The sequence below is a fragment of the Pseudomonas sp. PLMAX genome, assembly GCF_046042685.1.
GTDB classification, from domain to species: Bacteria; Pseudomonadota; Gammaproteobacteria; order Pseudomonadales; family Pseudomonadaceae; genus Aquipseudomonas; species Aquipseudomonas putida_AE.
In genome coordinates this window covers 739,148-757,246 of record NZ_CP064949.1, presented here as the reverse complement: position 1 = coordinate 757,246, position 18,099 = coordinate 739,148, and the positions used below count along the sequence as shown (strand labels likewise).

Genomic DNA, 18,099 nt, shown 5'->3' with positions numbered 1-18,099 from the left:
GCCCTTCGCGAGCAAGCCCGCTCCCACATTCAACCGAGTTCCTCCAGACGGAATACGGTTGAATGTGGGAGCGGGCTTGCTCGCGAAGGGGCCAGCTCAGGCAACAAAGATCCAACGGATCAAACCATCCCCACCTGCTTCAACTCGCTCTTCAGGTACGCATAATAAATCGGCCCTGCCACCACCCCCGGCAGGCCGAACGCAGCTTCGAACACCAGCATTGCCAGGAGCAACTCCCAGGACTTGGCACTGATCTGCCCACCGACGATCCGCGCGTTGAGAAAATACTCGAGCTTGTGGATGACAATCAGGTAGCCCAGCGCGGCCAGCGCCACCCAGATCGACAGCGACAGGCCGACGATCGTGATCAGCGTGTTGGACATCAGGTTGCCGATCACCGGCAACAGGCCGAGCAGGAAGGTCAGCACGATCAGGGTCTTGGTCAGGGGCAGCTTGATGCCGAACATCGGCAGCACCACCGCCAGGAATATCCCGGTGAAGAAGGTGTTGAGCAGGGAAATCTTGATCTGGGCGAACACGATGTTGCGAAACGCCTGCACCAGCAGGTGCAGGCGGTCGAACAGGGCCGCGGCCAGCGGTTTGCGTTTGGTCAGGTCCGGGATGCGTTGCAGGGCAATGATCGCCCCGAGCACCATGCCGATCAGCAACGTCACGAACATGTGCGCCGCATCCTTGCCCACCAGTTGCAAGTCACTGAGGTGCTTGCTCACCCACTCGCCGATCGCCACGCGAAACTCCGCTGCACTGGCGGGCAGATAGGCATCGATGAACGGCGGCAATTGCCCGCGCGCGCGATCGACCACGCCCATGAACTTGTCGAGGGAAGCCCCGGGGTTTTCCGCTTCGTGCAACAGAAAGCTGATGGCACCGGCGAAAATCAGTGTCAGCGCGCTGACCACCAATGTGCCCAGCAACGCCACCGCCAGCCACCGCGCACGCCGGCCTTCGATCAGCCGCTGCAATTGCGGGGTGAGCATGTTGACCAGTTCGAACACCAGCAACCCGGCCAGCAGGCTGGGCAACAACCGCAGCGGGATCACCAGCAGCAGTCCGCCAAAGATGATGACCCAGCTAATGACCAGCAACACATGACGTTGAGAAAACGTTGGCATACAGCCTCAAAACGAACGGCGTAAAAGGATTGGCAGTCTGCCAGCGATCCGATGGCAGCACTAGGGAATGTATGGGTCGACCTTTGTCGGAGGGTGATCGGTTATTTGCACTGCTCGCATTCCCGGCCCAGTGTTTATTTTTTCTTCAGGCAATCACTCATGAACGCCTTGCGCTCATCGCCCTTGAGGGCCTTGGTCGTGGCGTCGGCATTGCAGGTTTTCATTTTCTCCTGCTGTGGCGTCAAGGCAGGGACGGCTTCAGTGGCCGCCGGTGTCGCCTTGAGGCAATTGCTCATGAAGAGTTTGCGCTCATCGCCCTTGAGGCTTTTGGCCGTGGCGTCGGCGTTGCAGGTGGTCATCTTGTTCTGTTGGTCAGTGGCGGCAAAACCTTGGGAACACAGGAGCAAACCGATCAGCAGCAAAGGGGCGCGCAACATCGTCATGGAATGTTCTCCTTGTCACCGCACCGAGGGGGAACGGTCTTGCACTGGAGTGTAGACAACACCTGTAACACCTTCATCCTGTCTCCAGGTGGCTGCGTCGATACTGCTCCGGCGTACACCCGGCCTGGCGCTGGAACATGGCGATGAACGCCGAGCCGGTGCTGTAGCCCAGGTCGAAGGCGACGTCCTGAATGCTGCGGTGACTGTCCAGCGCCTCGATCGCCGTCAGAAAGCGCAGGCGTTGGCGCCACTCACCGAAACTCATGCCCAACTCGCGGACAAACTGCCGCGCCAGCGTGCGTTCGCTGACATGAATCTGCGCGGCCCAGTCCGCCAGTGGCCGGTTATCCCCAGGCTCGGCTTGCAGTGCCTCAAGGACTCCAAGCAATCGGCTACTGCTGGCATAGGGCAGATAACACTCATGCACCGGTGCTTGCTGCAGTTGATCCACCAACACCTGGGCCAGGCGCTGGTCCGCGGCCTGCTTGGGGATCTTCACGTCCCGGGCGGCAAAGTCCTTGAGAATTGCCTTGAGGATGTCGCTGATGGCCAGTGTGCAAGCCTCTTGTGGCAGATCAGCGCAAAGGGTGGGCGCCAGGCAGACTGCGCGATAATTGATCGGCTGGTTGCTGTAGAAGCTGTGCTCGGTCTCGGGGGGCACCCACACGGCGTATTGCGGTGGTGACATGAAGCGACTGCCGCCGATTTCCATGTGCAGTACGCCATGGGCCGAATACTCCAGCGTGCCCCACGGGTGCCGATGGGCCGAGGCAAAGCGATGGGCATCGAAATCGGCGTAGCGGAAGTACACCGGGGCGGGTAACTCGCTGAAATCCAGCAGGTCGATGTGTTTACTGGTCATGCTGTCCGTAATTGGCGCTCGGTTGTCTGGATCGAAGTATAGGCCTGTAACCAGACAAGGGATAATTAACCCTTATCAACGTTCTGGTTTTCCCCATGCAATACGCTTATCCCCTGCTGGCCATTTTCATCTGGGCCGGCAACACCGTCATAACCAAAATGTCGGCCGGGGCGATCTTCCCCGCCGAGATCGGATTCTACCGCTGGCTCCTGGCCGGCTTGTTGTTCACGCCCTTCATGCTCAAACCGGTGATTGCCCACTGGCCGTCCATTCGCCCGAACCTGGGCAAGATCTTTGTCCTCGGCGTGCTCGGCATGGCGGTTTATCAAAGCCTGGCGTATTTCGCCGCGAGCCTGACCTCCGCCACCAACATGGGCATCATCCTGTCCTTGATGCCTTTGATGTCGCTGGCCATGGCGATCATCAGCCTCGGCCAACGCCTGACCATCGGCGCATTGGCCGGTGCGGTGCTGTCGTTTGCCGGGGTATTGGTGGTCGTCTCGTCCGGTAGCCTGGGCGTGCTGCTGGAACACGGGGTGAACCTGGGCGACGCGATGATGCTGATCGCCACCCTGGCCTATGCGATCTACAGCACCTTGCTGAAAAAATGGCAGCTGCGCTTGCCGCCATTGGTGCTGCTGTACTTGCAGGTGCTGGTCGCGGTGGTGGTGTTGTTTCCGCTGTTTCTCGCCTCACCGAAAACCGGCCTGACCTTGCAGAACATCCCCTTGGTGCTTTACGCCTGCCTGCTGGCCTCGATGATCGCACCGCTGGCGTGGATGCAGGCCGTGGTGCGTTTGGGGCCGAGCCGGACCACGCTGTTCTTCAATTTACTGCCGTTGATTACCGCGCTGATTGCGGCGGTGGTGCTGCATGAGCAGTTGGCGCTGTATCACCTGGTGGGCGGGATGTTGACGTTGGGCGGGGTGATTCTTTCCGAGCGTTGGACCACCGTATTGGGCCGCAAGGTCAGCGTTGCCTGAGCAAAAAAGGTCGCAGCCTGCGGGAACGTATTCCCCCTGTAGGAGCTGCCGCAGGCTGCGATCTTTTGATTTTGATCTTATAAACCGGCAGCCTTTAACCGAGCTGCATGCTCGACAAACAATCGGATCGGCTCCGCCCCCTTCCCCACCAGCCCCAGCGACTGATTGACGATGTCGAAATGGTCCAGCGGATACTCGTCGCCAATTACCGTCCCCAGGTGCGAGGAATACCGCCCGACCATCCCGTCGCAATGCCCGGCCTCGCGAACGAAGGTCCTGGCAAACAAACGACAACTGCGGTTGGTGCCGTCCAACAGGTTGCGCCCGCGATCGGTCTTGCCCGGCTGCAAGGTCCCGGACCAGGAATAGTAACGCACGCCGTTCACCTGTTCCGGCCCTTGCCCGCCCCAGGTTTCAGGTAGCCCCTGTGGATAACGTTGATTGAACAGCGCCACGCCCTCCGTGGTGAGCGAATGATGAGAGGCATGGATATCCACCGGCAACTTCGGTCCACGGTAACCGGTTTCCAGCAGGCTCATCAGCGCCGCGATGCACCGTATCAAAAAGGTCACCAGCCGCCCCATGGCACTGTCATGCGGATAGTGCTTGTGCAGATAGTCTGCCAGTTCCGAACCATGATTGGGCCCCGCCACCGAGGTCACCGAGGCGACCAGGTCCGGGCGTTTGGCTGCTGCGTAGCGGGCGGTCAGCGAGCCCTGGCTGTGGCCAATCAGGTTGACCTTCCCGGCACCGGTCTCGCGCAGAATCTCCTCGATCCGCGCCAGCAGTTGCTCACCGCGCACATCATCGGAGTTGAGCGGCGAAACCTGCACCGCAAACACCACCGCACCACCACGGCGCAATGCCTCGGCGATCCCGTACCAGTACGGATAAAGCACCAAACGGATGAACCCGAGCATTCCCGGGACCAGCACCAATGGGTAACGCGTGGCCGGACCTTGCGACATGGGCGAAACATCCTTGTGATCGGTGAGGTGATGCATGGCGGATGCAAGACATCCGCCAAGCTTCGCCAGCGAACATGACAAACCGACGACCAGTCTAGGACATCCGCCCTACTTCAGCCCCACCACACCCGCCACGATCAGCCCGACCGACAACAACTTGACCACCGTCAGGCTCTCACCGAGCAACGCAAAGCCGAGAAACACCGTGCCCAGGGAACCGATGGCGGTCCAGATCGGGTAGGCGATGCTCACCGGCAACTCGCGCATGGCCAGGGTCAAAAAATAAATCCCGCCCACCGCGGCCACGATGGTCATCAGCGAGGGCCAGAGCCGGGTAAAGCCCTCGGCGTACTTCATGCCCATGGCGAAGGTGACCTCGAACCCGGCGGCGATCAGCAAAAACAGCCAGGCCATCTAGAACTCCCTGGCCAGCGCCAGCAAGCGCTGCTCTGCTTCGGCGGCGGAGACCTGGAACGTGCGCGCCTCGGACTCTTCGCCTTCGGCGGCGACCACCGTGACATCGGTGATGCCAATGAATCCCAGCGCCGTGCGCAGCAGCGTATCGGCATGGTTCATCGCTTCCAGCTCGCCGCCCGGACCGAAGCCGAAGCCGCCGCGACTGGTCACGATCAAGGCCTTTTTACCCTGCACCAGTGGCTCGTACTGCGCGATGCCGTTATCCAGGGTGTGATTGAAGGTCAGCCCGAGCCGCACGATCTGGTCGATCCAGGCTTTCAAACCGCTGGGCACGCTGAAATTGTGCATCGGCGTGGAAATCACCAGCACGTCATGCCCGAGCAACTCGCCGACCAGCGTGTCGCTGAATGCCAAATCCGCTTGCATCGACAGGGGCCGCGCGTCGGGTTCGGGATAGAACGCGGCGGCCACGAACGCTTCGTTGACCGGTGGGATCAACGCTCGGCCGACTTCGCGGCGGGTCAGCTTCGATTGCGGGTGACGGGCCTGCCAGGCCGACAGAAACACTTCCGCCAAACGCCGGGAGTGCGAACGATCCCCTCGTGGACTGGCATGAATCGCAAGAACTGTGCTCATCTGACTCTCCTTGGGACTAAACTCGAATTGCGGGTGGCTTGCAGCTTGTAACTCACTGCTGCCCACTACAACTGAACAAAAGTCAGTCCGGATGAATCTATTTCATCCATGGAGATATCATGTTTGCCTCATTGCCATTGACCGCCCTGCGCGCTTTCGAATCCGCCTCGCGCCTGCTGAGTTTCAAGGCCGCCGCCGAGGAGCTTTCAGTGACACCGACGGCGGTGTCTCACCAGATCCGCTCGCTCGAGAGTTGGCTGGGTGTGGCGCTATTCGAACGCTTGCCACGCCAGGTCCGCCTGACCGAAGGTGGCGAACGGCTGTTCCACAGCCTGCACGGCGCCTTGCTGGAAGTGGCGCAAAGCGTCGACACCCTGCGTCCGCACCGCAGCGGCACGAACCTGACGATCTCCACCACTGCCGCCTTCGCCGCCCTGTGGCTGGTGCCGCGCCTGGGCCGGTTCTATGCTCGACACCCCAACATCAGCCTGCGCCTGGACACCCATTGCGAAGTGATCGATCTGCATCAGGACGCCAGTGTCGACCTGGTGGTGCGCTACAGCCTCGATGACTATCCGAACCTGTATGGCCTTTGCCTGTTCGATGAGTCTTTCGGCGTTTACGGCTCGCCGGAACAAGTGGCCTTGGCTGCCCATCACACGCCTACGCTGATCAGCGTGCGCTGGCACAACTCCAAGCTCTACGCCCATGGCTGGGAAGCCTGGTGCGCACAGTCCGGCGAGGATTGGTTGGCGGGTCAGCCCACCGTGCGCGAATACGATGAAGAACATTACGCCTTGCAAGCGGCGATTGCCGGTCAGGGCCTGGTGCTGGCCAGCAATATTCTGGTTTCAGAAAGCGTGGCCAGTGGATTGCTGATGGCTTACCGGGGCGAAATACAGGTCCGTGGTGCCGGTTATAGCGCTCTTTGCGTGCCGGGGCGTGAGCGTCATCCGCCGGTGCGCGCTTTTTTTGCGTGGTTGCAGGAGGAGGCAACGGTGTCCGGACATATCTTAACGTAAGTATTGTCCAGCGCTGCTGCGAACTGCCTAATACTTAGTTTTATTCCAGCTGCACTTACAAACACCTCCCACACAAACAACCAAAAGTTACAAACACTCGGTAGACTTCAGCCAGAACAAACTTATTATAACAACCACAACCAACCGGTTGCTTTAACAAATAAGTAAAGGACTACTGACATGCATCTTGAAGAACGACTTGAATTTATTGATTCCCTGGCGTCGTTGCCGCTGCAAATGACATCTGCCATACGCGCATTTTCCTCCCCAGAAACTCCACCTCACGACATCAACAAACCGTCTGCCAGCGCCATGCCAAACACAGTCAATGTGTTCATGCCTGGGGTATCGGAACAGATTATAGACGATGTCGATCTTTGCAAACTGATCATGCAGAACGATGCTTCCAAAAAGTTCCCAGAAGATTCGCAACTCTTTGATTGGTACAAACATTACGTTAACGGTCTTGGCAAACTGGGATGGGTCATTCAAAACAGAAATATTCAAGAAGTCACCATCCGCAAAACTGGCCTGACGATGGACCAAGTGGCGCTGGATATTGCAGCGGGAATGATTGGCGCCAACGCGGCCAATATTCTGGCTAACGTTGGGAAACAGGCTGTAGACGCGGTCAAAAACAATCCCGGCGCCATTAAGATCTTTGAGCGCGATAAAAAACTTGGTACACAGGCCAAGTTCGACGTCGCACCCGTTTGGGTTGATGGAAGCGGGCAGGCAAATATGATTCTAAACTGCATTTCTCTGGATGCGCGCGAAAGTACCCGTGGCATTTTGTTCTGGAAGTCTACCCGTGCATCCACCACCATTAAATCAGGCGCAGTTCGCGCTTACTTGAACACTTCCATTTTCTCCCTTGTCCGCGAAAAGCTCGCCACAAGGTACAGCAAACAAACCGATGAGTTGATTGAAGACCTGGGCGACTTCGATTAACTTTCGACCGAACACGGCAAGCTTCTGCTAGTTAACCAACGACAATACAAACCAACTTGCACGGAGGCAAATATGAACAAACCATCGCTCGACATTTATATTGTCAACGGCAACATCACAATATTCTGCGGCACGCACAGTGACAGATTCAAGAATGACATCCTAAACTCCAGCCTATTCTCTGCATTGGTAGCGGCGAAACCAGGCACTGATCGAGAAAAGTCATGGTCGACTTACACCGATACATTGGGGAAACTTTTCTGGGTGGTTAATAGTCGGAATACCCAACGGCTTGAATTCAAAAACAAAAGTCTGTTAGACATCGTCGACCAAGGTGCTGACGGAGATTTGCCAAACCTTGAACGGCAAGCACTCGCCGACGCATTTTCGGCACTTACCAAACTCCAGAGTGACTCATTGCCCGTTAAAAATTTTGTCGCAAAACTCCAAGCTAACACTTCGACTGCTACCAATAGTGACGTGTCGGTTTCAACGACCGCAATACTGACCATTGTGTGCAACAATAAGTCCGCAATTACTCTGCAGACTGCATTCCGGACTGCTCATCCGATTGCAATAGACTTACTGGACCGACCTGAACTGACCAGCATCAATAATGGTACAAACAACTTCCGCCTAATGCGTTGCTTGCTGGATGAACACCGATACAACGGTATCAGCGCTAAAATCCAAGATAAGCTTGTCAAAAAAATTGAAGCTGAACTACTTCATATTAACTTACCCACTGACAAGTAATTTCTTAATACGCTGTATGCATGACTGCTCTCGACTTTCCAGTCGAGAGCAGTCAAATTTACCGGCACACGTCAGTTCTTGACCGTCTTAGGTGCCTTCCCCGCCTTCATCTGCTCCAGCAACGGCGCGCACTGGTTCGGTTCTCCGCCACTTGGTGCAACCAACGCCAACAACCCCGCCGCCGGCGCGGCAATCACACCCAGTGCAACCATCCCGGCCCCACGCAACATCAAGGGTACGGCTTTCACGCCAGCGTCGGGCTTGATGAACTTGCCTCGCACATACAGCGGCGAACGCAGTGAGATCAGCCGCCAGCCCTTGGATTCCGGCGTGATGGTCAAGTCCAGCTGCTCGGTGGCCATGTTCGCCGTGCCATCGATGTAAATGATCGCGTTCTCGGTATCGAAGACGAACAACCGCGTAGTGGCCAGACCACTCTTGATATCGAAATCGGCAGCGGCGCAGTTGATCTTCACTTCCTTGTCGCCAAAGATCTTGCCAACCACATAGTTGCCTACGTTCAACCCGGCCAACTCCATCAACTCACGACTGATGGCGCCGTCATTGATCAGCATTTTCAGTTTGCCATTGGCACTGCCCAGCAACTTGGCCACCGAGTTGCCGCGCCCGGTAATGTCGGCATCGCCATTGAGTTCGCCAAAGCTGGTTTTCATCGGTTCGAAGGTCGGGAACAACTGCTTGAGCTTGAATCCCCGGGCGGTCAGTTTTGCCTGGCCTTCCAGCGGTTCGGTGTGCCCGTTCAGGCGAATCTGCGCATCCAGCTTGCCACCGGCCACGCCAAATCGCAGCGGCTCGAGACTGAGCACGCCATCGGTGAGCACCAGGTGCGTGTAGAGGTCGTTGAATGGCAACTTTTCGCTATGGACGATGCGCTTGCCGGTGAATTCTACATCCGCGTCCATGTCGCGCCAGCGATCCGTCTTGAACTCCTCGACCGGCAGTACCTTGTCTGCCGGCTGCTTGCTCTCGCCGCCGCGGGCTTTCTGCTTGGCATTGGAGTCGGCGCCGATCAACGGGGCCAGGTCGGCAAACAACAATTGATTGGAGAGCAGCGAACCGCTGAGTTTGGGCCGTGGCTTGCCAGCGACGTAGGTCAGGCTGCCATGGATGTCGCTCGCGCCGATCGTGCCGTTGAATTCCTCATAACGAAATACCGCACCGCCCGGCTCATGCAGCTTGGCGATCAGATGGCCGTCGGTGGCATAGGGCGGCGTATCCGGCAGGGTCACGCCGGTCAGGGGATAGAGGTTGCCCAGGCTGGCGCCGGCCAGTTTCAGGCGCAGATCCAGGGCGCCCAGATTCAGTGGATCGGTCAGCGTGCCGGCCAGCTCGACGCTGGTATCGGCAATCTTCGCTTGCGCCTGCAGCGGAAACGGCCGGGCCGCGTCCTGCAGCGCCAGCAAGCCGCCGATCTTGCCCTGACCGGTGAGTTTCTGACCGTGATACTGGCCTTTGACCTTCAGGGCAAACGCGTAATCCTGCGGTGCGCCGCCCTGCTCGGACGCGGTTTTCGCCGCTTTGTCGCCGACGATTTCGCTGAAGGGAATCGGCTTGCCCAGGGGGTCGATCAGCAGGTCCAGTTGGGTTTTCAGGCTCTGGTCGTCGAGGGTGACATGTCCCTTGTCGAAGCCGATCGCGCCGATGTCCACCACCCAGGGTGAGGGCTCGGCGTTCGGGTCTTTCGGGTCGAACTTGAAGGTCCAGTTGGCACGACCGTCGGCCAGGCGCTGCAACTGGGCATTGGGCTCAGTGAGGTCGATGCGCGGGATCACCACGCGCTGTGCCAACAAGGCCAGGGGCGAGATGCGCAACTCGACGCGCTTGAGGCTGGCCATCTGCGGTGCCTTCGACCAGTCCGGGTTGCCCAGGCTCAGGTCTTCCGCCACCACGTGCGGCCAGGGCACCCAGGCCCGCCAGCCACCCTCGTCGGGCTCGCGCTGCCAGACCACCGCCAGATTGCCGTTGATGGCGAAAGGGCGGTGCAGTTCTTCGGACACCTTGGCGTTGAGGGGTGGTTTGATCCGGTTCCAGTCGAAGAACACGATGACCAGCACCAGCACAGCCAACAACACAACGAAGCTGGCCAAGGTCCAGGCGAGAATCTTACGGGTGCGCGTCATTGCACAGAGCTCCTGATACGGCTGAGCGCCACGATCGCGATGCTCAGGAGAAACGCAGGGCCAGAACCGGCCCGTCATGCAATCTACGACTGGAAAATGGCCCGCAGGTTTAATCGAAAAGCCGATTTAGCCGCAATTGACGGTGTTCAACGCGGCCCCCTCCTCCCGTCCGGCGTTACCGGCAACGCACTTTTGCGTGGCGCGAGTGAGTCGAAAATACCCACCGCAGTGCGTCGCAAAGGCCCGGTTTACAAGGGCTGTAGAGAACAATCAATTCCGTTGATTATTAACATTGCGTTTATGAACTTTTATATCGACTTATCGAGAGTAGCATTGCCCTCGTACCCAATTTATCGCACTCCTACGGAGCACCCCATCATGAAACGCCAACTTCTCCTTAGCCTTACACTTTCAATGCTGGCCAGCACCGCTTTTGCACTGCCAGCCGCTGACCAGGCTACCCCGCAAGTCAAAGACACTCACTCGGTGTTCAGCCAAACCGTCGCCGCTGATGGCTCCGACCGCACTCCAGGTCAAACCATTGCCGAAGGTGGTAACGATCGCCTGAAAGAAAAAGGCCTGATCACTGAAGACGGCTACGATCAAACCCCACAAGGTCAAACGGTTGCAGAGGACGGCTACGACCAGACTCCACAAGGTCAAACCGTTGCCGCTGATGGTTCCGACCGTACCCCAGGTCAAACCGTTGCCGAAGGCGGTGGTGACCGTGTCATCGAACGCAACAGCGCTATGAGCTGAGCCCATGGCGGCCCCGAAAAAAAGCCCAATCACCGGATTGGGCTTTTGACTTTCTGGCTGTTCCGTTTATCGAAGCCGTACCTCCCCGCCTGATTCCCTCTGTCATTCGACGCCGGCAAAGCCGATTTGCTAGAGTGCGCCGCAGTCCTTTTCAGAAAACGCCCTTGCGATGCTGCCCCGCGCCGAACAGAAACAACAAACCCGTAACGCCTTGATGGACGCGGCCCGCCATTTGATGGAGGGCGGCCGAGGATTCGGCAGCCTGAGCCTGCGCGAAGTGGCGAAAACCGCCGGAATCGTACCTACCGGTTTCTACCGGCATTTTACCGATATGGATGAACTCGGCCTGGTGCTGGTGAGCGAGGTCGGCCAGACCTTCCGTGAAACCATTCGCCTGGTGCGCCACAACGAGTTCGTCATGGGCGGCATCATCGACGCGTCCGTGCGGATTTTTCTCGATGTGGTGTCAGCCAACCGTTCGCAATTCCTGTTCCTGGCCAGGGAACAGTACGGTGGCTCGTTACCGGTACGCCTGGCCATCGGTCGACTGCGCGAAAACATCAGTTCGGACCTGGCCGCCGACCTGTCCCTGATGCCGAAACTGCAACACCTGGACATGGCCGGCCTGAGCGTCATGGCCGACCTGATCGTCAAAAGCGTGTTCGCCACCTTGCCGGACATTATCGATCCGCCGGTCGAGGCGCTGCCCGAGCACTTGACGCCCCAGGCAAAGATTACCCAACAGCTGCGGTTCATCTTTATCGGCCTCAAGCATTGGCAGGGGCTCGGCAGTACCGAGTAAGCACCGCGAAAGAACACCTGCCTGGCTTCAACCTGGTGCACATGGAAAAAACCGTGCACCAATTTCAGGCAAAATCCTCGACACCCAGAAACTTTTCCTACGCCTCCTACAGGTATTTCCTACGCATCCCCGGATTGGCAAGCCCCTTGCTCTAGCCTGAGCATTGTCCATTGCTGGAAGCTTTCCGATGCTGGTGATTCATCGCAGAATCGACCCTCAACCCGACTGGGCCGCCGAGCTTCACTTGACCTTCGAAGCCCGGAGCAAAAGCCGTTTGCGCTGTTTCAGTGCCGAGGGCGAAGACGTCGGGTTGTTTTTGGAGCGGGGTCAATCGCCCTTGTATGACGGCGAATGTCTGCAAGCCGAGGATGGCCGCGTTGTCCGTGTCTGTGCCCGTCCCGAGCAATTGCTGCACGTCACCTGCGCCAATGCCTTCGAACTGACCCGTGCCGCCTATCACCTGGGCAATCGTCATGTGGCCTTGCAAGTGGGCGACGGCTGGTTGCGCCTGCTCGACGACTACGTGCTCAAGGCCATGCTCGAACACCTCGGCGCCGAGGCCGAGCCCATCGAAGCTGCGTTTCAACCTGAACACGGCGCCTACGGCGGCGGCCATCATCATTCGCGCCACAGTGATGAAGACTTCAACTACCCGCCAAAACTGCACCAGTTCGGCGTGCGCCCATGAACCCTGCATGGGCCCTGTTGCGCCTGGCCAGTCCGCAGTTGCCGATTGGCGGCTACAGCTATTCCCAGGGCCTGGAAATGGCCGTGGACAACGGCCGTGTGCACGATCCCGACAGCGCACGCCGCTGGATCAGCGATCAGCTGCTGCTCAATCTCGCCCGTTTCGAGGCGCCGCTGCTACTCGCCCATTGCGTGGCGGCGGCCGAGGAAAACTGGAGCGAACTGCTGCAGCGTTGCGAAGAACACCGCGCCAGCCGGGAAACCCGCGAGCTGCATCAGGAAAGCCGGCAAATGGGCTACTCCTTGCAGCAGTTGCTCAACGGCCTGCCTGAGCTTGATTCAGCAGCGCGCGCCTTTCTCCAGCAACGACCCGAACCCCACCTGGCCCTGGGCTGGGCGCTGGCCGCTCGCGCCTGGCAGATCAGCCCGCAGGATGCGCTGGCCGCGTGGCTTTGGAGCTGGCTGGAAAACCAACTGGCGGTACTGATGAAAACCCTGCCATTGGGCCAGCAGGCCGCGCAGCGCCTGACCAGTGAACTGCTGCCGCTGCTGCAACAAGCCCAGCAGGACGCTACCCGAATCAACCCCGAACACTATGGCAGCGCCGCGTTTGGCCTGTCCCTGGCGTGTATGGCCCACGAGCGCCAGTACAGCCGCCTGTTCCGTTCCTAGGGCCTTTCATTTTGGAGAATCACATGAACACCCAACCTTTGCGCGTCGGCATCGGCGGCCCGGTCGGTTCCGGCAAAACCGCCCTGACCCTGGCCCTATGCCTGGCCCTGCGTGAACGCTACAACCTGGCCGTGGTGACCAACGACATCTACACCCGCGAAGACGCGGATTTCCTGGTGCGCAACGAAGCGTTGGCGCCGGAACGCATCATCGGCGTGGAAACCGGCGGCTGCCCACACACGGCGATCCGCGAAGACGCCTCGATCAACCTCGAAGCCGTGGATCAGTTGAACCGCCGCTTCCCGGGGCTCGACCTGATCCTGGTGGAATCCGGTGGCGACAATCTCTCGGCCACCTTCAGCCCGGAGCTGTCCGACCTGACCATCTACGTGATCGACGTTTCCGCGGGCGACAAGCTGCCACGCAAAGGCGGACCGGGGATCTGCAAATCCGATCTGCTGGTGATCAATAAAATCGACCTGGCGCCGCTGGTGGGTGCGTCGCTGACCCTGATGGACAGCGACACCACGCGCATGCGCAACGGCAAGCCGTTCGTGTTCAGCAACCAGAAGACCGGCCAGGGCCTGGAAGAGATCATCGCCTTCATCGAACGCCAGGGCCTGCTGACGGCAGCCTGACCATGACTTATCAACAAGGAAGCTTCTGCATGACACTCAAACGCATTCTGGGCGCCATGGCCCTGCTGTTGACACCGGCCATTGCGCTGGCCCACCCGGGGCACGGTGACAATGGCTTGATCGCCGGCATCGGCCACCCGATCGGTGGCCTCGATCATCTGTTGGCGATGCTCGCGGTTGGCTTGTGGGCGGCGCAGCAGCAAGGTGCTGCGCGCTGGGTGCTGCCGTGCACGTTCGTTGGCACCATGCTGATTGGCGGGATGCTGGGGTTTGAAGGGTTGGAACTGCCGGTAATGGAAGGCGGGATTGCTGCGTCTGTGCTGGCGTTGGGCCTGGCGGTTGCCTTGGCGGTGCGTCCGCCTTTGAGTCTGGCGATGGGTGCCACTGCACTGTTCGCATTGTTCCATGGCGTGGCCCATGGCCTGGAATTGCCGGACATGTCGAGTCCTTGGGCGTATGCGGCAGGGTTTGTGGCGGCGACCGCAGCGCTGCATACCGCCGGTTATGTGGTGGTGCGGGTGTTGCCTCAGGTGGCGGCGCCGCTGGTTCGACTGGCGGGTGCGGCTTCGGCGGCGACCGGAGTCTGGTTGTTGGCCGGCTAGCTCTCTATCGATTGTGATGGCCTCTTCGCGAGCAAGCCCGCTCCCACATTCGTCCTGTGTACACAGTTCCACTGTGGGAGCGGGCTTGCTCGCGAAGGCGGCCGGACAGACACCACATCCCTCAGGCCTGCTAACATGTCGCGCAATCAACCCTGCCGTGACGACGCCAGCCAATGCCGCCTGTTTCCCGCTCCGCCTCCCAGCCTGAACTGACCGCCCTGTTTGCCTCGGTGCAACAGCACTTCCAGGACGTGATCGTGCCGCTCTGGCAAGGTCCCGGCTGGAATGCCGACATGGCGCTGCCCTATGAGGCGCTGGACGCCGAGCACACGCCGCTGCCCCCGCAACGCTACCGGGCCATGGCCTGCGCGCGGCAGTTGTATCTGTTTGCCAGCCTGATCGATCAGGTGCCAGGCGCGCAGGAACGCGCGGCGGCGCTGTTCCGTTCCTTGCAGCGTCACTTCCACGATGCCGAACACGGCGGCTGGTTCTACAGCATCGACCCCCAAGGCGCGCCGCTGGATCAGCGTAAAGACCTCTACACCCACGCCTTCATTCTGTTCGCCAGCGCCCATTACTGGGACAAAGTCCGCGAGCCGCTGGTGGAATCGGTGCTCAACGCCGCCCTGGAAGTGATCGCGCAACGTTTCGCCAGCGGCGACGGCCTCTACGAAGCGAGCCTGGATCGTGACTGGTCATCGCTGAACAGCGGACCGCTGCAGAATCCGCTGATGCACCTGGCTGAAGCCTTCCTCGCCACGCTGGCAGTGCGTGAAGACCTCGCCGTGCAGCAGGCGCTTGTCGACTTATGCACAGGGATGCAGCAGCGTTTTATCGATCCGCAGCACGGCGTGTTGATGGAAAAACCCTTGGGTGCTGTGGATAACTGGTTCGAACCGGGGCATCAGTTCGAGTGGTATTTCCTGCTGGAGTCGTCCGAGTTGCTGCGCGGTTCACCCTTGCACGCTTCGCTGGAGCGCGCCTTTACCTTCACCGAACAACTGGGTGTCGATCCACAGACCGGTGCCGTGCGGGCCATGCTCGACCTGGGGCCGGACGGCGGTTCTCGGGACGCGACGCAGCGAATCTGGGCCCAGGCCGAGTACCTGCGTGCATTGACCCTGCGGCCGGGCAGCGAGGCTGCGGTACTTCGCCAGTTGCAGGCGTTGCAACAGCGCTCGCTGCACGCGGGTGGCTGGTATGAATGCCGGGACGAGCACGGTGAAGTGAGCCGTCGGGACATGCCGTCGACTACGCCTTATCACTTGGCGACTTGTTACCGTGGCTTGGCTGAGTATCTCGACTGACAGCTAAAAGATCGCAGCCTGCGGCAGCTCCTACAGGATTTACGCGATCCACTTCTTGTCCCCGGTAAAGCTGATGGTCAGCCACCTCGCCGCATCAGGCTTGCCGAGCTTCGCGGAAATTTCCTCTCGCAGCGCATCCAGCTGCACCACGCTGTGCAGCCGGTAATCCGTCGGCAACACGATGTGAATCTCGATAAAACAGGCCCGGCCGTGTTTCTGCACGTAGGAAACGTAGTCGTCGAAACCATGCTCGATCTTCGCCTCCGCCAGCACCTGATTCACCTTGTCGTCCAGCTGATCCGGGGCGATTCCCAGCACATCACGCAATGCCGGGCCAAGAATCCTGAAGGCCGGCGCGAGCATGCTCAGGGCCAGCAGGATCAGGATCAGCGGATCGACATAAACCGCCCACTCGGCGTAACCCTGGGTTTTGAGCAACAGCGCGGCGAGAAAGCTCACCAGCAACCCTGCCGACAGCATCGCGTCTACCAGCCAGCTGATGTTGTCGAATTGCAGCAGCGTTGATTTCAGTTTTCGATTGCGATGGCGCACGTAGAAGAAATAGGCGAACTCAACGACGGTAAACACCGCCGCGTAGACGATCACCAGCCCAAGCTCAATCTCGCGGCCACCATTGATGATGCCGAACACACCGTTGAGAAACGCGTAGATGGCGATCAGCAACAGGAAGCTGCCTTCGATCAGCAGCACCATGGGTTCCAGATGCCAGAAACCAAACTGGAAGCGCTGGTTGCTTTCCTTGGCGATCAATTTTGCGGTGATCAGCATCAGCACCTTGATAAAGGTCGCGATCAGCGAGAAGAAGCCATCGAACAGGATGGATTGGGCGCCTGAGACAACGCCGGTGACGATACCGGCGATCGCCACGGCCAGCATCAGGAAGGTCGATTGCTTGAGCAGCGCCTGCTCGCCTCGGTTGCTCACATGGTCTCCTCGAACCTTTGAGCCGCAGGGTGCGGCGGGGTGTTGGGTGAGGAGTCTAGCTGATGTCCGGCGCTGTCTGTTTCGCCCCCTTCGCGAGCAAGCCCGCTCCCACAGGGTTAGGCGCAATACCTGTGGGAGCGAGCTTGCTCGCGATTGGCCATAACGCGGTCTTACGCCTTGCCACCACTGCGATCAATCGCAAACCCGGCCCAGGTCTGGCTCACCGGCATCAGCTCCAGGCTGTTGATGTTGATATGCGCTGGCGCATTGAGGACCCAGAAAATGGTGTCGGCAATGTCTTGTGGCTGGATCGGTTCGGCACCGGCGTAGGTGGCGTTGTAGCGCTCCTGGTCTCCGGCGAAACGCACCAGGGAGAACTCGCTCTCACACAGCCCCGGTTCGATGTTGCTGACCCGCACGCCGGTTCCCTGAAGGTCGCAGCGCAGGTTCAGGGAGAACTGTTTGACGAACGCCTTGCTCGCGCCATACACATGGCTGCCCGGGTAAGGGTAGTTGCCGGCGATGGATCCCAGGTTGACGATGCCGGCGCCACGGCCATGGGCGATCAGGCGCGGCAGCAGCAGACGCGTGCTGTACATCAGTCCTTTGATGTTGGTATCGACCATGGTGTCCCAATCGTCCAGGTCGCACTTGGGCGCCGGGTCGACACCCAGGGCCAGGCCTGCGTTGTTGATAAGTCCGCGCAGCTTGGCGAAGGACGGCGGCAGGTTGGCAATGGCTTCCTCCATGGCCTTGCGGTCGCGCACATCGAGCACCAGGCCATGCACCTCGGTCTGCTTCGACAACTCGGCGCACAGGGCGTTGAGGCGCTCTTCACGACGCCCCGTCAGCACCAGTTTCCAGCCGGCCTCGGCAAAACGTCGGGCACAGGCTTCACCAAAACCGGAAGTCGCGCCGGTGATAAACAGGGTGTTGGACATGGTGTTCTCCTTGCTACGGCTGATCGGCAGCCATTGGAATAGAAAATCAGCAGGCAGCATGCCCGGCCTTGCGCACAGCGGCAACCTGCGTGCTATCTGTACAAAAAACGAGCAAAGCTTGCAACGCCTTGCCGGCCGTGGCCTGCAGACATGTGCGCGCACGTTATCCACAAGCCGTTCCACAGTCTCTGGGGGCAAGTGGAAAAGCTGAAAGCCGCTATCCACAAGGCTTTGCGGGCTGATTTGAAACTTTTTTGCTTGACCCACATTGGCCTGCTGTGCAGCCAGGGGTCAATTTCCCGACCGGGCGGTCAAGCCTACGGTGGCGCCAAGCCAGTAACCACGGCCCTCAGCCGAGTCTTTCCAGAGTTTAACCACAGACTTATCCACAGGCTTGTTCACTGCATTGCGCCACACTTTCCTCACCAAGAAAA

General features: G+C 59.4%; 20 protein-coding genes. 11 read left to right on the top strand and 9 right to left on the bottom strand.

The window, feature by feature from the left end; all coding sequences use genetic code 11:
* Nucleotides 1-119: 119 nt before the first annotated feature.
* The 3 genes from DKB71_RS03405 to DKB71_RS03395 form a co-directional block, all read right to left on the bottom strand.
* Complete coding sequence (locus DKB71_RS03405; RefSeq protein WP_274076840.1) at nt 120-1,133, bottom strand: AI-2E family transporter; 1,014 nt, start codon at nt 1,131-1,133, stop codon at nt 120-122.
* Between the two features lie 134 nt (nt 1,134-1,267).
* The gene (locus tag DKB71_RS03400) at nt 1,268-1,576 is read right to left on the bottom strand and encodes a PsiF family protein (RefSeq protein ID WP_323607438.1); all 309 of its coding nucleotides are present in this window, start codon (nt 1,574-1,576) and stop codon (nt 1,268-1,270) included.
* A 73-nt stretch (nt 1,577-1,649) separates the two neighbouring features.
* A complete protein-coding gene (locus tag DKB71_RS03395; protein WP_274076838.1) occupies nt 1,650-2,438 on the bottom strand; it encodes a helix-turn-helix transcriptional regulator in 789 nt (262 codons plus the stop codon).
* A 95-nt stretch (nt 2,439-2,533) separates the two neighbouring features.
* Here DKB71_RS03395 and DKB71_RS03390 point away from each other — a divergent pair, with 95 nt between their 5' ends.
* Nucleotides 2,534-3,421 carry a DMT family transporter gene (locus DKB71_RS03390; RefSeq protein WP_408599616.1) on the top strand — a complete coding sequence of 296 codons (888 nt, stop codon included), beginning with the start codon at nt 2,534-2,536 and terminating at the stop codon, nt 3,419-3,421.
* Nucleotides 3,422-3,498: 77 nt separating this feature from the next.
* Here DKB71_RS03390 and DKB71_RS03385 read toward each other — a convergent pair whose 3' ends face one another.
* The 3 genes from DKB71_RS03385 to DKB71_RS03375 form a co-directional block, all read right to left on the bottom strand.
* Nucleotides 3,499-4,389, bottom strand: a complete 891-nt coding sequence (locus DKB71_RS03385; RefSeq protein ID WP_408599615.1) for an esterase/lipase family protein — start codon at nt 4,387-4,389, stop codon at nt 3,499-3,501.
* A gap of 108 nt (nt 4,390-4,497) precedes the next feature.
* Nucleotides 4,498-4,803 (bottom strand): DMT family transporter, encoded by a 306-nt coding sequence (locus DKB71_RS03380; protein ID WP_408599614.1) that lies wholly within the window; start codon nt 4,801-4,803, stop codon nt 4,498-4,500.
* On the bottom strand, nt 4,804-5,442 hold the full coding sequence (locus DKB71_RS03375; protein ID WP_323607441.1) for an NAD(P)H-dependent oxidoreductase: 639 nt from the start codon (nt 5,440-5,442) through the stop codon (nt 4,804-4,806).
* A gap of 119 nt (nt 5,443-5,561) precedes the next feature.
* Here DKB71_RS03375 and DKB71_RS03370 point away from each other — a divergent pair, with 119 nt between their 5' ends.
* From DKB71_RS03370 to DKB71_RS03360, 3 genes are all read left to right on the top strand, one after another.
* The gene (locus DKB71_RS03370) at nt 5,562-6,464 is read left to right on the top strand and encodes a LysR substrate-binding domain-containing protein (protein WP_408599613.1); all 903 of its coding nucleotides are present in this window, start codon (nt 5,562-5,564) and stop codon (nt 6,462-6,464) included.
* A 180-nt stretch (nt 6,465-6,644) separates the two neighbouring features.
* Complete coding sequence (locus tag DKB71_RS03365; RefSeq protein WP_408599612.1) at nt 6,645-7,415, top strand: hypothetical protein; 771 nt, start codon at nt 6,645-6,647, stop codon at nt 7,413-7,415.
* A gap of 72 nt (nt 7,416-7,487) precedes the next feature.
* On the top strand, nt 7,488-8,171 hold the full coding sequence (locus DKB71_RS03360) for a hypothetical protein (protein WP_408599611.1): 684 nt from the start codon (nt 7,488-7,490) through the stop codon (nt 8,169-8,171).
* A gap of 71 nt (nt 8,172-8,242) precedes the next feature.
* On the opposite strand, the gene DKB71_RS03355 is transcribed toward DKB71_RS03360, so the two are convergent.
* Nucleotides 8,243-10,312 carry an AsmA family protein gene (locus tag DKB71_RS03355; RefSeq protein ID WP_408599610.1) on the bottom strand — a complete coding sequence of 690 codons (2,070 nt, stop codon included), beginning with the start codon at nt 10,310-10,312 and terminating at the stop codon, nt 8,243-8,245.
* A 378-nt stretch (nt 10,313-10,690) separates the two neighbouring features.
* On the opposite strand from DKB71_RS03355, the gene DKB71_RS03350 reads away from it, so the two are divergent.
* From DKB71_RS03350 to DKB71_RS03320, 7 genes are all read left to right on the top strand, one after another.
* Complete coding sequence (locus tag DKB71_RS03350) at nt 10,691-11,071, top strand: hypothetical protein (RefSeq protein ID WP_274076830.1); 381 nt, start codon at nt 10,691-10,693, stop codon at nt 11,069-11,071.
* Between the two features lie 169 nt (nt 11,072-11,240).
* Entirely contained in the window at nt 11,241-11,873 is a 633-nt protein-coding gene (locus DKB71_RS03345; protein WP_274076829.1) for a TetR family transcriptional regulator, read from the top strand.
* Between the two features lie 187 nt (nt 11,874-12,060).
* The gene (gene ureE, locus DKB71_RS03340) at nt 12,061-12,561 is read left to right on the top strand and encodes an urease accessory protein UreE (RefSeq protein WP_408599609.1); all 501 of its coding nucleotides are present in this window, start codon (nt 12,061-12,063) and stop codon (nt 12,559-12,561) included.
* Complete coding sequence (locus DKB71_RS03335; RefSeq protein ID WP_274076827.1) at nt 12,558-13,232, top strand: urease accessory protein UreF; 675 nt, start codon at nt 12,558-12,560, stop codon at nt 13,230-13,232. The genes ureE and DKB71_RS03335 overlap by 4 nt, the downstream gene beginning before the upstream one ends.
* A gap of 23 nt (nt 13,233-13,255) precedes the next feature.
* Complete coding sequence (ureG, locus tag DKB71_RS03330; RefSeq protein WP_274076826.1) at nt 13,256-13,870, top strand: urease accessory protein UreG; 615 nt, start codon at nt 13,256-13,258, stop codon at nt 13,868-13,870.
* Nucleotides 13,871-13,899: 29 nt separating this feature from the next.
* Nucleotides 13,900-14,472, top strand: a complete 573-nt coding sequence (locus DKB71_RS03325; RefSeq protein ID WP_408599608.1) for a HupE/UreJ family protein — start codon at nt 13,900-13,902, stop codon at nt 14,470-14,472.
* A 173-nt stretch (nt 14,473-14,645) separates the two neighbouring features.
* Nucleotides 14,646-15,779, top strand: coding sequence for an AGE family epimerase/isomerase (locus DKB71_RS03320; protein WP_408599607.1), 1,134 nt, complete (start codon nt 14,646-14,648; stop codon nt 15,777-15,779).
* A gap of 39 nt (nt 15,780-15,818) precedes the next feature.
* Here DKB71_RS03320 and DKB71_RS03315 read toward each other — a convergent pair whose 3' ends face one another.
* Nucleotides 15,819-16,724: a cation diffusion facilitator family transporter gene (locus DKB71_RS03315; protein WP_274076823.1), complete on the bottom strand. Its 906-nt coding sequence runs from the start codon at nt 16,722-16,724 to the stop codon at nt 15,819-15,821.
* Between the two features lie 170 nt (nt 16,725-16,894).
* Nucleotides 16,895-17,665, bottom strand: a complete 771-nt coding sequence (locus DKB71_RS03310; RefSeq protein WP_274076822.1) for an SDR family oxidoreductase — start codon at nt 17,663-17,665, stop codon at nt 16,895-16,897.
* Nucleotides 17,666-18,099 lie beyond the last annotated feature (434 nt).

What these genes read in the sequence shown, in the direction of transcription:
- DKB71_RS03405 (WP_274076840.1), bottom strand. Translation starts at nt 1,133, where the DNA reads ATGCCAACGTTTTCTCAACGTCATGTGTTGCTGGTCATTAGCTGGGTC.
- DKB71_RS03400 (WP_323607438.1), bottom strand. Translation starts at nt 1,576, where the DNA reads ATGACGATGTTGCGCGCCCCTTTGCTGCTGATCGGTTTGCTCCTGTGT.
- DKB71_RS03395 (WP_274076838.1), bottom strand. Translation starts at nt 2,438, where the DNA reads ATGACCAGTAAACACATCGACCTGCTGGATTTCAGCGAGTTACCCGCC.
- DKB71_RS03390 (WP_408599616.1), top strand. Translation starts at nt 2,534, where the DNA reads ATGCAATACGCTTATCCCCTGCTGGCCATTTTCATCTGGGCCGGCAAC.
- DKB71_RS03385 (WP_408599615.1), bottom strand. Translation starts at nt 4,389, where the DNA reads ATGTCGCAAGGTCCGGCCACGCGTTACCCATTGGTGCTGGTCCCGGGA.
- DKB71_RS03380 (WP_408599614.1), bottom strand. Translation starts at nt 4,803, where the DNA reads ATGGCCTGGCTGTTTTTGCTGATCGCCGCCGGGTTCGAGGTCACCTTC.
- DKB71_RS03375 (WP_323607441.1), bottom strand. Translation starts at nt 5,442, where the DNA reads ATGAGCACAGTTCTTGCGATTCATGCCAGTCCACGAGGGGATCGTTCG.
- DKB71_RS03370 (WP_408599613.1), top strand. Translation starts at nt 5,562, where the DNA reads ATGTTTGCCTCATTGCCATTGACCGCCCTGCGCGCTTTCGAATCCGCC.
- DKB71_RS03365 (WP_408599612.1), top strand. Translation starts at nt 6,645, where the DNA reads ATGCATCTTGAAGAACGACTTGAATTTATTGATTCCCTGGCGTCGTTG.
- DKB71_RS03360 (WP_408599611.1), top strand. Translation starts at nt 7,488, where the DNA reads ATGAACAAACCATCGCTCGACATTTATATTGTCAACGGCAACATCACA.
- DKB71_RS03355 (WP_408599610.1), bottom strand. Translation starts at nt 10,312, where the DNA reads ATGACGCGCACCCGTAAGATTCTCGCCTGGACCTTGGCCAGCTTCGTT.
- DKB71_RS03350 (WP_274076830.1), top strand. Translation starts at nt 10,691, where the DNA reads ATGAAACGCCAACTTCTCCTTAGCCTTACACTTTCAATGCTGGCCAGC.
- DKB71_RS03345 (WP_274076829.1), top strand. Translation starts at nt 11,241, where the DNA reads ATGCTGCCCCGCGCCGAACAGAAACAACAAACCCGTAACGCCTTGATG.
- ureE (WP_408599609.1), top strand. Translation starts at nt 12,061, where the DNA reads ATGCTGGTGATTCATCGCAGAATCGACCCTCAACCCGACTGGGCCGCC.
- DKB71_RS03335 (WP_274076827.1), top strand. Translation starts at nt 12,558, where the DNA reads ATGAACCCTGCATGGGCCCTGTTGCGCCTGGCCAGTCCGCAGTTGCCG.
- ureG (WP_274076826.1), top strand. Translation starts at nt 13,256, where the DNA reads ATGAACACCCAACCTTTGCGCGTCGGCATCGGCGGCCCGGTCGGTTCC.
- DKB71_RS03325 (WP_408599608.1), top strand. Translation starts at nt 13,900, where the DNA reads ATGACACTCAAACGCATTCTGGGCGCCATGGCCCTGCTGTTGACACCG.
- DKB71_RS03320 (WP_408599607.1), top strand. Translation starts at nt 14,646, where the DNA reads ATGCCGCCTGTTTCCCGCTCCGCCTCCCAGCCTGAACTGACCGCCCTG.
- DKB71_RS03310 (WP_274076822.1), bottom strand. Translation starts at nt 17,665, where the DNA reads ATGTCCAACACCCTGTTTATCACCGGCGCGACTTCCGGTTTTGGTGAA.